The following is a 14104-nucleotide window of genomic DNA, read 5'->3' on the forward strand; positions in this document are numbered from 1 at the left end:
TGCATGATGACTATGCTGCGCGGATGGATAACGATTATCGTCATGCTGATGGCAATAAATGCGCAGGCGGCCTGTAGCTGGCCTGCGTGGGAACAGTTCAAGAAAGATTACATCAGCCCGCAGGGGCGCGTTATCGATCCGGGCGATGCGCGAAAAATTACCACCTCCGAAGGGCAAAGCTACGCCATGTTCTTTGCCCTGGCAGCGAACGATCGACCGGCGTTCGCGCAACTGTTTAACTGGACGCAAAACAATCTGGCGCAGGGATCGCTACGTGAACATCTGCCCGCCTGGCTATGGGGGCAAAAAGATCCCGACACCTGGTCGGTGCTGGACAGCAACTCCGCGTCCGACGGCGATATCTGGATGGCATGGTCGCTGCTGGAGGCCGGTCGTCTGTGGAAAGAGACGCGTTATACCGAGGTGGGCTCGGCGTTGCTAAAACGCATCGCCCGTGAAGAGGTCGTGAATGTGCCGGGGCTGGGCTCAATGCTGCTACCTGGCAAAATCGGCTTTGCCGAGGCGAATAGCTGGCGTTTTAACCCAAGCTATCTGCCGCCGCAGTTGGCGCAATACTTCAGCCGTTTTGGCGCGCCGTGGTCGACGCTACGGGAAACCAATTTGCGGCTTTTGCTGGAAACCGCGCCGAAAGGTTTCTCGCCGGACTGGGTGCGTTATGAAAGAAAGCAGGGTTGGCAGTTGAAAGCGGAAAAAACGCTTATCAGTAGCTACGATGCGATTCGCGTCTATTTGTGGGCGGGAATGATGCATGACGGCGATCCGCAAAAAGCGCGTTTACTGGCGAAATTTAAACCGATGGCGACATTGACGATGAAAAACGGCGTTCCGCCGGAGAAAGTCGATGTCGCCAGCGGTAACGCACAGGGGACGGGGCCGGTCGGATTTTCCGCCGCCTTGCTGCCCTTCCTGCAAAACCGTGATGCCCAGGCCGTGCAGCGGCAGCGGGTCGCAGACCATTTCCCTGGCAGCGATGCCTATTACAACTATGTACTGACTCTCTTTGGACAAGGATGGGATCAGCACCGTTTTCGCTTCACCGTTAAAGGTGAATTATTACCTGACTGGGGCCAGGAATGCGTAAGTTCACGTTAAGTCTCATGCAACTCTTTTTGCCGGATGGCGGTAGAAATGCCTTACCCGGTAAAAGGGGCGTTTATCGGGCATTGTTGGGTTTATCGCTTGGTATTGCGCTAACACCGCTTGCCGGCGCGGCGACCTCCGCGCAGCAACAGTTGCTGGAGCAGGTTCGGCTGGGAGAGGCCACGCATCGTGAGGACTTAGTCCGTCAGTCGCTCTATCGCCTGGAGCTAATCGACCCGAATGATCCGCAGGTCATCGCCGCCCGTTTTCGTTATCTGCTGCGGCAGGGAGATAGCGACGGGGCGCAGAAGTTGCTTGACCGGCTGGCGCAACTGGCGCCGGATTCAACGGCGTACCAATCTTCCCGCACCGCGATGCTGCTCTCCACGCCGCAAGGACGGCAGGCTTTGCAGGAGGCGCGTTTACTGGCGACGACCGGCCATACTGAACAAGCGATCGCCCGCTACGATAAGCTGTTTAAAGGTTATCCGCCGGAGGGCGAAATGGCGGTTGAATACTGGACGACCGTGGCGAAATTGCCCGCCCGCCGTCACGAAGCGATTAAACAGCTACAGAAAATCAATGCCGTCAGTCCGGGTAATAACGCTCTGCAAAATGCGCTGGCGCAACTGTTGTTCGCCAGCGGGCGGCGCGATGAGGGATTCGCGGTGCTAAAACAGATGGCGAAATCCAGTACGGGACGCGGCGCGGCCTCCGCCATCTGGTATCAGCAGATAAAAGATCTCCCGGTTAGCGATGCCAGCGTAAAAGCGTTACAAGACTATCTGACGCAGTTTAGCGAAGGCGATAGTGTGGCTGCCGCCCGTACCCAGCTTGGCGAGCAGCAAAAACAGTTGGCCGACCCGGCATTTCGCGCGCGAACGCAAGGTATCGCTGCGGTTAATGCCGGAGAAGGCGGCAAAGCCATTGCGCAATTGCAGCAGGCGGTGAGCGCCCGGCAGGACGACAGCGAGGCAGTCGGCGCGCTGGGGCAGGCCTACTCACAGCGCGGCGATCGCGCCCGCGCCGTCGCGCAGTTTGAAAAAGCGCTGGCGATGGCGCCGCACAGCAGCAGCCGCGATAAGTGGGAGAGTCTGCTGAAGGTCAATCGCTACTGGCTGTTAATTCAGCAGGGCGACGCTGCCTTAAAAGCGAATAATCTGGCCCAGGCGGAGCGTTTTTATCAGCAGGCGCGAGCGGTGGATAACACCGACAGCTACGCGGTGCTGGGGCTGGGGGATGTGGCGATGGCGCGCAAAGATAACGCCGCCGCCGAACGTTATTATCAGCAGACGCTGCGTATGGATAGCAGCAATACTAATGCCGTGCGCGGGCTGGCGAATCTCTATCGTCAGCAGTCGCCGCAAAAAGCCGCTGCGTTTATCGCTTCTCTTTCCGCCAGCCAGCGACGCAGTATCGACGATATCGAACGCAGTCTGGAAAATGACCGTCTGGCGCAGCAGGCGGAAACGCTGGAAAGCGAGGGCAAATGGACGCAGGCCGCAGAACTGCACCGTCGTCGACTGGCATTAGATCCGGGGAGCGTGTGGGTAACGTACCGACTGTCACGCGATCTGTGGCAGGCCGGGCAGCACGCCCAGGCCGATGCGCAAATGCGCTCTCTGGCGCAGCAGAAGCCAAACGATCCGGAACAGGTCTATGCTTATGGGCTTTATCTTTCCGGCAGCGATCGGGACCGGGCGGCGCTGGCGCATCTCAATACCCTGCCAACCAGCCAGTGGAACAGCAATATTCAGGAACTGGCGGGCCGATTACAAAGTAACCAGGCTCTGGCAAGCGCTAACCGCTTGCGCGATAGCGGCAAAGAACGCGAAGCGGAAGTGTTGTTACGTCAGCAGCCGCCCTCTACGCGCATTGCGTTAACGTTGGCGGACTGGGCGCAGCAGCGTGGCGATAATGCGGCGGCTCGCGCCGCTTATGACGCCGTTCTGGCGCGTGAACCAGGTAATGTCGATGCCATGCTGGGGCGGGTGGAAATCGACATCGCACAGGGCGATAACGCCGCGGCGCGCGCTAAACTGGCGGCGCTGCCTGCGTCGCAAATCACCTCTATTAACATGCAGCGCCGCGTCGCGCTGGCGCAGCTCCAGCTTGGCGATATCACGGCGGCGGCGCGGACCTTCAACCGCATTGCGCCGCAGGCAAAAGCACAGCCGCCATCAATGGAAAGCGCGATGGTATTGCGTGACGCCGCCGGTTTTCAGGCGCAAACAGGCGAGCCGCAGCGAGCGCTGGAAACCTACAAAGATGCGATGGTCGCGGCGGCGATTACGCCGGTTCGTCCACAGAATAACGATACTTTTACCCGCCTGACGCGCAACGATGAAAAAGATGACTGGTTAAAACGCGGCGTGCGTAGCGATGCGGCGGAGTTGTACCGTCAGCAGGATCTCAATGTTACGTTGGCGCACGATTATTGGGGATCGAGCGGTACTGGCGGCTACTCCGATCTGAAAGCGCATACTACCATGCTTCAGGTGGATGCGCCCTGGTCGGACGGGCGGGCGTTCTTTCGTACTGATATGGTCAATATGGATGTTGGTCACTTCTCTACGGATGCGGACGGGAAATACGATAATAACTGGGGCACCTGTACGCTGGAGAAATGCAGCGGACACCGTAGCCAGGCCGATACGGGCGCGAGCGTGGCGGTCGGCTGGCAGAACGAGACCTGGCGCTGGGATATCGGCACGACGCCGATGGGTTTTAATGTCGTCGATGTGGTCGGCGGCGTCAGCTATAGCGACGATATCGGGCCGTTGGGTTACACCCTGAACGCGCACCGTCGCCCGATCTCCAGTTCGCTGCTGGCGTTTGGCGGGCAAAAGGATGCCAGCAGTAATACCGGCACCAAATGGGGCGGCGTGCGGGCCAACGGCGGCGGCGTCAGTCTCAGCTATGATAAAGGCGAAGCAAACGGTGTCTGGGCGTCGCTAAGCGGCGATCAGTTGAGTGGTAAAAATGTGGAAGATAACTGGCGCGTGCGCTGGATGACCGGTTATTACTATAAGGTGATTAACGAGAATAACCGCCGCGTTACCGTCGGGCTGAATAATATGATCTGGCATTACGATAAGGATTTGAGCGGTTACTCGTTGGGTCAGGGCGGTTATTATAGCCCGCAGGAGTATCTGTCGTTTGCGGTGCCGGTGATGTGGCGGCAGCGCACGGAAAACTGGTCGTGGGAATTAGGCGGCTCGGTATCCTGGTCGCACTCCCGTACCCGCACCATGCCGCGTTATCCGCTGATGAATTTGATCCCGGCGGATTATCAGGAGGATGCGCGTGACCAGACCAACGGCGGCGGCAGCAGCCAGGGATTTGGTTATACCGCGCGGGCGCTCATTGAACGCCGGGTTACTGCCAACTGGTTTATTGGTACGGCAGTCGATATTCAGCAGGCGAAAGACTATACCCCAAGTCATCTACTGCTGTATGTCCGTTATTCCGCGGCAGGCTGGCAGGGGGATATGGATTTACCGCCGCAGCCTCTGGTGCCTTATGCCGACTGGTAATCATTGCGTCCGGCCTATCTATGCATCGATAAGCGCAGCGCCATCAGGCGCTATAATTAATCGTTATTCAGAAAAGTCCTTTTCAGATACAGCCTCTCTTAATGCCGCTGCAATCGGGTATACTCAGGCGGCAGTCCGGGATATCCATGGAGAGTCAATTTGCGCGTCAGCCGCTCGTTAACAATTAAACAGATGGCAATGGTTGCGGCCGTTGTCATGGTGTTTATTTTTGTCTTTTGTACTGTTCTGCTATTCCATCTGGTACAGCAGAACCGCTACAACACGGCTACGCAACTGGAAAGCATCGCGCGCTCTGTCCGGGAACCCCTTTCTTCCGCTATTTTAAAAGCGGATCTCCCCGGCGCGGAAACCATTCTGGAAAGTATTAAACCTGCGGGCGTAGTGAGTCGCGCCGATGTGGTATTGCCAAATCAATTTCAGGCGTTGCGCAAGCGCTTTATCCCTGAACGTCCCGTCCCGGTTATGGTGACGCGTCTGTTCGAACTACCGGTACAAATTTCTCTGCCGGTTTACTCGCTGGAGCGACCGGCCAATCCTCAACCGTTGGCTTACCTTGTATTGCAGGCGGATTCGTACCGCATGTATAAGTTCGTCATGAGCGCGCTCTCTACGTTAGTGACCATTTACTTACTTTTGTCGCTGATGCTGACGGTGGCGATCGCCTGGTGCGTAAACCGCCTGATCGTGCATCCGCTGCGTAAAATCGCCCGCGAGCTGAACGACATTCCGCAGCAGGAGTTGATTGGACATCAGTTGGCGTTGCCGCGTTTGCATCAGGACGATGAGATTGGAATGCTGGTGCGTAGTTATAACCTCAACCAGCAGCTTATGCAGCGTCAAAGCGCGGAGCAAACGGACAACGCGATGCGGTTTCCGGTTTCCGATCTGCCCAATAAAGCCTTTTTAATGGGGCTGCTGGAACAGGTTGCTACTCGCCAACAGACCACCGCGCTTATCATCGTGACGTGTGAAACTTTGCGTGATACGGCAGGCGTTCTGAAAGAGACGCAGCGGGAGATTCTCTTGCTGACGCTGGTTGAGAAGCTGAAGTCGGTGCTGGCGCCGCGTATGGTGCTTACGCAGGTCAGCGGTTATGACTTTGCCATTATCGCCCACGGCGTAAAAGAGCCGTGGCACGCCATCACTTTAGGTCAGCAAATACTCACTATCATTAATGAGCGGCTTCCCATCCAACGTATTCAACTGCGCCCAAGCTGCAGTATTGGTATCGCGATGTATTATGGCGATCTGACCGCCGAACAGCTTTATGGTCGCGCCGTCTCTGCCGCGTTTACCGCGCGTCGAAAGGGGAAAAATCAGATTCAGTTCTTTGATCCGGCGCAGATGGAGGCCGCTCAACAGCGCCTTACCGAAGAGAGCGATATTCTTACCGCGTTGGATAACCATCAATTCGCGATTTGGCTACAGCCGCAGGTCGGGATGCGCGGCGGCAACGTATTAAGCGCCGAAGCCTTGTTACGTATGCAGCAGCCGGACGGTAGCTGGGAATTACCGGAGGGGCTGATTGAGCGTATTGAGTCCTGTGGTCTGATGGTCACGGTGGGTTATTGGGTGCTGGAAGAGTCCTGTCGCCTGCTTGCCGCCTGGCAGGAGCGAGGCGTGATATTGCCGCTTTCCGTCAATCTTTCCGCGTTACAACTGATGCACCCTGGCATGGTATCGGAGCTGCTTGAGTTGTTAAGCCGCTATCGTATTCAACCGGGTACTCTGATCCTTGAAGTCACGGAAAGCCGCCGCATCGACGATCCGCACGCTGCTGTCGCCATCTTACGTCCGTTACGTAATGCAGGCGTGCGTATCGCGTTGGATGATTTTGGTATGGGTTACGCGGGGCTGCGCCAGCTACAGCACATGAAGTCGCTACCGGTGGATATCCTTAAAATTGATAAAATGTTTGTCGATGGGTTACCAGATGATCACAATATGGTGACGGCGATTATCCTGATGGCCCGCAGTCTTAATTTACAATTGATAGCCGAGGGCGTGGAGAACGAGGCGCAGCGCGCGTGGCTGGAACAGGCTGGGGTCGACGTGGCGCAAGGCTTCCTGTTTGCCCGTCCCGTTCCCGCGGATCTTTTTGAAGAACGGTATCTGCCGCACGTAAATCCTGATTACAAAAGTTAAAAAAGGTTACGCTTGTGCGAGCCAGCTCAAACTTCTTAACATTTTTGTTTCAATTATGATCTGAGTGCATTTCTGTCATGTTGTGTGAGTGTTATTTTAGGGCCGCAGGTTACTCATAACCTTACAAGACCTGTGGTTTTTACTTCAAGGACACTCTATGAAAACCTCTCTGTTCAAAAGTCTTTATTTTCAGGTCCTGACAGCAATCGCTATTGGTATTCTCCTTGGCCATTACTATCCTGAACTGGGCGCACAAATGAAACCGCTTGGCGACGCGTTCGTTAAGCTCATTAAGATGATTATCGCTCCTGTCATCTTCTGTACTGTCGTAACGGGCATCGCAGGCATGGAAAGCATGAAAGCGGTGGGCCGTACCGGCGCGGTAGCGCTGCTTTACTTTGAGATTGTCAGTACGATTGCGTTGATTATCGGTCTTATCATCGTCAACGTTGTGCAACCTGGCGCCGGGATGAACGTCGATCCGGCAACGCTGGATGCGCAGGCCGTGGCCGTTTATGCCGCGCAGGCCAAGGAGCAGGGCATTATCGCCTTCCTGATGGATATCATACCGGGCAGCGTGATCGGCGCGTTTGCCAGCGGCAATATTCTGCAGGTCTTACTGTTTGCGGTGCTGTTTGGTTTTGCGTTGCACCGTTTGGGCAGTAAAGGTCAGCTAATTTTCAATGTGATTGAGAGTTTTTCGCAGGTTATTTTCGGCATCATCAACATGATCATGCGCTTGGCTCCGATTGGCGCATTTGGCGCGATGGCCTTTACCATCGGTAAATACGGCGTCGGTTCTCTGGTGCAACTGGGGCAGTTGATTATCTGCTTCTATATCACCTGTATTCTTTTCGTGGTGGTGGTGCTGGGGACGATTGCACGGGTAACGGGCTTTAGCATTTTTAAATTTATTCGCTATATCCGTGAAGAATTACTGATTGTGCTCGGCACCTCCTCTTCCGAGTCAGCTCTGCCGCGTATGCTCGATAAGATGGAAAAACTGGGTTGCCGTAAGTCGGTGGTTGGACTGGTGATCCCGACGGGGTATTCGTTCAACCTTGATGGCACCTCTATCTATCTGACGATGGCGGCGGTGTTCATCGCCCAGGCGACCAACAGTCATATGGATATCTTCCACCAGATAACGTTGCTGGTCGTGTTGCTGCTCTCGTCAAAAGGCGCCGCGGGCGTGACCGGAAGCGGATTTATCGTGCTGGCGGCGACTATCTCCGCCGTGGGCCATTTACCGGTTGCGGGGCTAGCGTTAATCCTCGGTATCGACCGTTTTATGTCCGAAGCGCGCGCGTTGACTAACCTGGTGGGTAATGGCGTGGCGACGGTAGTGGTTGCCAAATGGGTGAAAGAGTTAGATCGCCAAAAACTGGACGATGTGCTTAATAATCGTGCGCCGGATGGCAAAACGCACGAAATTTCATCCTAATCTCGCCACTTATGCCCGTAGTCCCTTCCAGGACTGCGGGTGTTTGCGCATAATTGACCCCTGTGCCCAAAGCATACAGCATGATGCTTAGGGATTATTTCACTTCTTCCGCGACATTTTTAGGTTCTTGCGGTCTAACACGAAGTGTTTTTACGTCATATTCAGGCATCCTCTGTCGGGGCTGTCTTTTTATTACCAGGATTGTTGATCAGGGGTTCACATGCAGGGCACAAAAATTCGACTCTTAGCGGGCAGTCTGTTGATATTGGCCTCTGCCGGCTATGTGCAGGCAGATGCGCTCCAGCCCGATCCGGCATGGCAGCAGGGGACACTGGCTAATGGGTTACATTGGCAAGTGTTGGCGACGCCCCAGCGCCCCAGCGATCGTATTGAAGTTCGTCTGCAGGTTAATACCGGTTCGCTCACCGAAAGTACGCAACAGAGCGGATTCAGCCATGCGATTCCCCGTATCGCGCTGACGCAAAGCGGTGGTCTGGACGCCGCGCAGGCACGTTCTTTATGGCAGCAGGGGGTTGATCCTAAACGTCCCATGCCGCCCGTTATTGTTTCTTATGATTCCACGCTCTATAACCTCAGTTTACCCAATAACCGTAACGACCTGCTGAAAGAAGCATTGACTTATCTGGCCAACATTTCCGGTAAATTAACCATTACGCCAGTGACGGTAAATCATGCGTTAAGCAGCGAAGATATGGTCGCGACGTGGCCGGCAGATACTAAAGAGGGATGGTGGCGTTACCGGCTGAAAGGGTCGGCGTTATTAGGACACGATCCTGCGGAACCGTTAAAGCAGCCGGTAGATGCAGCTAAGATTCAGTCTTTCTATGAAAAATGGTACACCCCGGACGCAATGACGCTGATCATTGTCGGCAATATCGATGCACGCTCCGTCGCCGAGCAGATCAATAAAACGTTCGGTACGTTGAAAGGTAAACGTGAAACGCCTGCCCCGGTGCCGACGCTTTCGCCGTTGCGGGCGGAATCGGTGAGCATTATGACTGATGCGGTACGCCAGGATCGCCTATCCATTATGTGGGATACGCCGTGGCAACCGATTCGCGAATCGGCGGCGCTGTTGCGCTACTGGCAGGCGGATCTGGCGCGAGAAGCGCTGTTCTGGCATATCCAGCAGGAGTTAACTAAAAATAACGCGAAAGATATTGGTCTGGGATTTGACTGCCGGGTTCTGTTTCTGCGCGCGCAGTGCGCCATCAATATTGAATCCCCTAATGATAAGCTCAATAACAATTTGAGCCTGGTGGCGAATGAACTGGCGAAAGTACGCGACAAGGGGCTGTCGGAAGAGGAGTTTACTGCGCTGGTGGCGCAAAAGAATCTCGAACTGCAAAAGTTGTTCGCCACTTATGCCCGTACCGATACCAACATATTGATTGGGCAGCGTATGCGCTCGCTGCAGAATCAGGTGGTGGATATCGCGCCGGAGCAGTATCAGAAGCTACGTCAGAATTTCCTCAACAGACTGACCGTCGATATGCTCAATCAGAATCTACGCCAACAGCTATCGCAGGAGATGGCGTTAATTTTGCTACAGCCGCAAGGCGAGCCGGAGTTTAATATGAAGGCGTTAAAGGCGACGTGGGATGAAATTATGGCCCCCGCGACTGCCGCCGCTGTTGAAACGGATGAGGCGCATCCGGAAGTGTCGGACATTCCGACAGCGCAGTAACCTGTTGTTTTATGCCCGGGGAGCGCAGCGCCACCGGGCAAAAGCAAATACTTACTGCGGCATCGCGTCGTGCGGAATAATCGCCCCACGGAACTGAATCACCGTGCTGGCCGTCAGGTGCCCGCGTTTCGCGGCATCCGCCGCGCTACCGCCCGTTAAACGAACGGCCAGATAACCGGCGCTGAAGGAGTCGCCTGCGGCAGTGGTGTCTATCACTTTCTCTTTCGGGAGTTTTACCGCCGGAACGTCAACGAGCGCCTCGCCCTGAGTCGAAACTAGGCAAGAGTCCGCCCCGCGTTTTACCACGACTTCGTGTACGCCTGCCGTATGGGTGCGGGCAATGACCTCTTCCACCGGTTTTTTACCCCATAGCGCGTCTTCATCATCCAGTGTCAGGAAGGCGATGTCGGTGCATTCCAGCATCTTTTGATAGACCTGCTGCGTCTCTTCGCGGCTTGTCCATAAACGCGGGCGATAGTTATTATCAAAAATCACTTTTCCGCCGTTGGCGCGGCATTCACGCAATAAAGACAGCAGCTTATCACGGCTGGCCGGGCTTAAAATCGCGAGGCTAATGCCGCTCAGGTAGAGATAATCGAAGGACGCCAGCGCTTTGCAGATAGCCGCAGTCTGCTCGCTCTCCAGCCAGAATTTCGCCGCCGCCTCGTTACGCCAGTAGTAGAAGTTACGTTCGCCAGTGTCGTCGGTTTCGATGTAATAGAGGCCTGGCAGACGGTTTTCCATACGTTGTGTCAGAGAGATATCGACGTTTTCTCCCTGCCATGAATCCAGCATCTGTTGGCTGAAACTGTCGGTACCCAGTGCCGTCACATAGTGAACAGTCAAGGCGGCAGAATCGACCTGACGGGCAATATAAACGGAGGTATTCAACGTGTCGCCGCCGAATCCGCGCTGAACATCAGCGCCTTTCTGCGACAGCTCAATCATGCATTCGCCAATCACGGCAATCTTTTTAGACATAGTCGTGAACCTGATCTGTAAAAATTAGCGTTAGTGTGCGCTGTGGATGTTTAGTGGTCAATAATATTAAAACGTTGTTCCATTATTTTTTTGAGCAATGACGTATTACTGAGAGATTTTCATGACGGTTTTTATTTGCCGGGGACCTGGGGTAAAGTTCTCTTCCTGAACGCCGATAACCTTTGACGAGTCCGGACAGTCACACTCCCATTAACAGGACAACTGAGATGATAAAGCAGGTTATCCAGCAGTTAAGCGTCCCTAATGCAGGTATAGAAAACTTGCAGGAACGGCGCTATTGGCTGCAATGCGAGCGTGCCTATACTTACCAGCCGATATATCAGACGAATGGTCGTCTGATGGCAGTAGAACTTCTGACAATCGTTACCCATCCTGATAACCCTTCCAGACGTATTGCCCCGGATCGTTATTTTGCGGAATTAGCGGTCCAACACCGCATTGAAGTAGTGAAAGAGCAACTTCATCAGCTTGAACAAAAAACAGATTTTTTCACTCGCCATCACTTATTGGCATCGGTCAATGTCGACGGCCCTACGCTGATTGCCATGCGACGACAGCCGGACATTCTGGAAACGATGGAGCGCTTACCTTGGCTGCGTTTCGAGCTGGTCGAACATATTCGTTTGCCAAAAGACTCCTCTTTCGCCTCGATGTGTGAGTTCGGCCCGCTATGGCTGGATGATTTTGGTACTGGTATGGCCAACTTTTCGGCGCTGAGTGAAGTCCGGTATGACTACATTAAAGTGGCGCGGGATCTGTTCGTCATGCTGCGTCAGACGCCGGAAGGGCGAAACCTGTTTATTCTGCTGCTGCAACTGATGAACCGCTACTGCCGCGGCATTATTGTCGAAGGCGTGGAGACGCTGGAAGAGTGGCGTGATGTACAGCGCTCGCCCGCATTTGCCGCCCAGGGCTATTTCCTTTCCCGACCCGTGCCGCTGATATCGCTCGAAGAGGTGATTCTGACCCTGTAACGCCAGACTGTTCCCCGTAATACGTGGTATTACGAGGCGCGGTCATCCTCCTTTTTCGTCTGGCTGGACTATCTTTAGGACAGGCAAGGGAAGACGTGAGGAAATAACAGATGACTAAAGCAGGCAAAATAACCGCCGCTATTACAGGGACTTTCTTGTTGTTGATCGTCATAGTGATTGTGTTGATCGCAACATTTGACTGGAACCGCCTCAAACCGACCATCAACCAGAAAGTCTCTACCGAATTGAACCGGCCTTTCGCTATTCGCGGTGATTTAGGCGTGGTGTGGGAACGCCAAAAACAGGAGACCGGCTGGCGAAGCTGGGTACCGTGGCCCCATGTCCACGCGGAAGACATCATTCTCGGCAATCCGCCGGATATTCCTGAAGTGACGATGGTGCATCTGCCGCGCGTTGAAGCGACGATTGCCCCTCTGGCGCTACTGACCAAAACCGTCTGGCTGCCGTGGATCAAACTGGTGCAACCCGACGCGCGTCTTATTCGCCTGTCCGGGAAAACCAATAACTGGACCTTTAACCTCGCACAGGACGAGAACCTGGACCCCAATGCTAAACCTTCCGCCTGGTCCTTCCGGCTGGATAATATTCTCTTCGACCAGGGGCGAATCGCGATCGATGATAAGGTCAGCAAAGCGGATATCACTATTCTGATCGATCCGTTAGGCAAACCGTTGCCGTTCAGTGAGGTGACGGGAACGAAAGGCAAAGAGGATAAAACCAGCGTAGGTGACTATGTCTTCGGACTGAAAGCGCAGGGACGTTATAACGGGGAACCGTTGACCGGTACGGGAAAAATAGGCGGTATGCTGGCGCTACGCAGCGAAAGTACGCCTTTTCCCGTACAGGCCGATTTCCGCTCTGGCAATACGCGGGTGGCTTTCAGCGGCGTAGTGAACGAACCGATGAAAATGGGCGGCGTCGATCTGCGGCTTAAATTCTCCGGTGATTCATTGGGCGATTTATATGACTTAACCGGCGTGCTGCTGCCGGATACGCCGCCGTTTGAAACTGATGGGCGATTGGTGGCGAAAATTGACGCCGAAAAGTCGTCGGTATTTGATTATCGCGGCTTTAACGGGCGTATCGGCGACAGTGATATCCACGGCTCTCTCACCTATACCACCGGTAAACCACGCCCTAAGCTGGCAGGCGATGTCGAATCGCGCCAGTTGCGACTGGCGGACCTTGGGCCGCTGATTGGCGTGGATTCCGGGAAAGGCGCTGAGCAGTCGAAACGCTCTGAACAGCATAAAGGGGAGAAGAGTGTTCAGCCAGCGGATAAAGTGTTGCCTTACGATCGCTTCGAAACCGACAAATGGGATGTCATGGACGCCGATGTCCGTTTTAAAGGTCGGCGTATTGAGCATGGCGGTAGTCTGCCGATTAGCGATCTTTCGACCCATATCATTCTGAAAAACGCCGACTTACGTTTACAGCCGCTGAAGTTTGGTCTGGCAGGCGGCAGTATTGTGTCCAATATTCATCTGGAAGGGAATAAAAAGCCGATGCAGGGGCGGGCGGATATCCAGGCGCGTCGACTGAAACTTAAAGAACTGATGCCGGATGTGGAGCTGATGCAGAAAACGCTTGGCGAACTGAACGGCGATGCGGATATTCGTGGTACGGGCAATTCGGTCGCCGCGTTGCTTGGCAACAGTAACGGTAATCTCAAATTGTTGATGAATGACGGGTTGATTAGCCGCAACCTGATGGAGATCGTAGGGCTGAACGTCGGCAACTATATTGTCGGGCAGATTTTTGGCGATGACGAAGTGCGGGTCAACTGCGCGGCGGCGAACCTCAATATTGCGAACGGCGTGGCACGACCGCAACTTTTTGCTTTCGATACTGAAAATGCGTTGATTAATGTGACCGGTACGGCGAGTTTCGCCTCTGAACAGATCGATTTAACCATTGATCCGGAAAGTAAAGGGATTCGCATTATCACGTTGCGATCGCCGCTTTACGTGCGTGGGACATTTAAAAATCCGCAGGCGGGCGTGAAGCCCGGCCCGCTGATTGCGCGCGGCGCGGTTGCGGCAGCGCTGGCGACGTTGGTGACGCCCGCCGCCGCGCTACTGGCGCTAATCTCACCGTCTGAAGGCGAAGCCAATCAGTGTCGAACGATTTTAACGCAGATGAAGCAGTAACG

At 54.6% G+C, this 14104-nt stretch carries 8 protein-coding genes; 7 read left to right on the forward strand and 1 reads right to left on the reverse strand.

The genetic code is table 11. The features are described from left to right. Positions 1 to 3 precede the first annotated feature (3 nt). The 5 genes from bcsZ to F4V61_RS13320 all read left to right on the forward strand — a co-directional run bounded on the left by bcsZ (position 4) and on the right by F4V61_RS13320 (position 9955). On the forward strand, positions 4 to 1113 hold the full coding sequence (gene bcsZ, locus F4V61_RS13300; protein ID WP_080160979.1) for a cellulose synthase complex periplasmic endoglucanase BcsZ: 1110 nt from the start codon (positions 4 to 6) through the stop codon (positions 1111 to 1113). Next, complete coding sequence (gene bcsC / locus F4V61_RS13305; RefSeq protein ID WP_080160965.1) at positions 1095 to 4637, forward strand: cellulose synthase complex outer membrane protein BcsC; 3543 nt, start codon at positions 1095 to 1097, stop codon at positions 4635 to 4637. The genes bcsZ and bcsC overlap by 19 nt, the downstream gene beginning before the upstream one ends. A 159-nt stretch (positions 4638 to 4796) precedes the next feature. Continuing rightward, entirely contained in the window at positions 4797 to 6803 is a 2007-nt protein-coding gene (hmsP, locus tag F4V61_RS13310; protein WP_001266341.1) for a biofilm formation regulator HmsP, read from the forward strand. 157 nt (positions 6804 to 6960) lie between these two features. Further along, on the forward strand, positions 6961 to 8247 hold the full coding sequence (gene dctA / locus F4V61_RS13315) for a C4-dicarboxylate transporter DctC (RefSeq protein ID WP_000858225.1): 1287 nt from the start codon (positions 6961 to 6963) through the stop codon (positions 8245 to 8247). Between the two features lie 220 nt (positions 8248 to 8467). Then, entirely contained in the window at positions 8468 to 9955 is a 1488-nt protein-coding gene (locus F4V61_RS13320; RefSeq protein WP_001163175.1) for a M16 family metallopeptidase, read from the forward strand. Positions 9956 to 10006: 51 nt separating this feature from the next. On the opposite strand, the gene F4V61_RS13325 is transcribed toward F4V61_RS13320, so the two are convergent. Then, entirely contained in the window at positions 10007 to 10936 is a 930-nt protein-coding gene (locus tag F4V61_RS13325) for a sugar kinase (protein ID WP_000037589.1), read from the reverse strand. Positions 10937 to 11163: 227 nt separating this feature from the next. On the opposite strand from F4V61_RS13325, the gene pdeH reads away from it, so the two are divergent. Continuing rightward, positions 11164 to 11931 (forward strand): cyclic-guanylate-specific phosphodiesterase, encoded by a 768-nt coding sequence (gene pdeH, locus F4V61_RS13330; RefSeq protein WP_000595632.1) that lies wholly within the window; start codon positions 11164 to 11166, stop codon positions 11929 to 11931. Positions 11932 to 12041: 110 nt separating this feature from the next. Then, positions 12042 to 14102 (forward strand): AsmA family protein, encoded by a 2061-nt coding sequence (locus F4V61_RS13335; protein ID WP_058344925.1) that lies wholly within the window; start codon positions 12042 to 12044, stop codon positions 14100 to 14102. The last annotated feature ends 2 nt before the right edge of the window (positions 14103 to 14104 follow it).

The sequence above is a fragment of the Salmonella enterica subsp. arizonae genome, assembly GCF_008692845.1.
GTDB lineage: Bacteria > Pseudomonadota > Gammaproteobacteria > Enterobacterales > Enterobacteriaceae > Salmonella > Salmonella arizonae.

Coding starts and splice junctions, on each gene's coding strand:
- bcsZ (WP_080160979.1), top strand. CDS start 4: ATGATGACTATGCTGCGCGGATGGATAACGATTATCGTCATGCTGATG.
- bcsC (WP_080160965.1), top strand. CDS start 1,095: ATGCGTAAGTTCACGTTAAGTCTCATGCAACTCTTTTTGCCGGATGGC.
- dctA (WP_000858225.1), top strand. CDS start 6,961: ATGAAAACCTCTCTGTTCAAAAGTCTTTATTTTCAGGTCCTGACAGCA.
- F4V61_RS13320 (WP_001163175.1), top strand. CDS start 8,468: ATGCAGGGCACAAAAATTCGACTCTTAGCGGGCAGTCTGTTGATATTG.
- F4V61_RS13325 (WP_000037589.1), bottom strand. CDS start 10,936: ATGTCTAAAAAGATTGCCGTGATTGGCGAATGCATGATTGAGCTGTCG.
- pdeH (WP_000595632.1), top strand. CDS start 11,164: ATGATAAAGCAGGTTATCCAGCAGTTAAGCGTCCCTAATGCAGGTATA.
- F4V61_RS13335 (WP_058344925.1), top strand. CDS start 12,042: ATGACTAAAGCAGGCAAAATAACCGCCGCTATTACAGGGACTTTCTTG.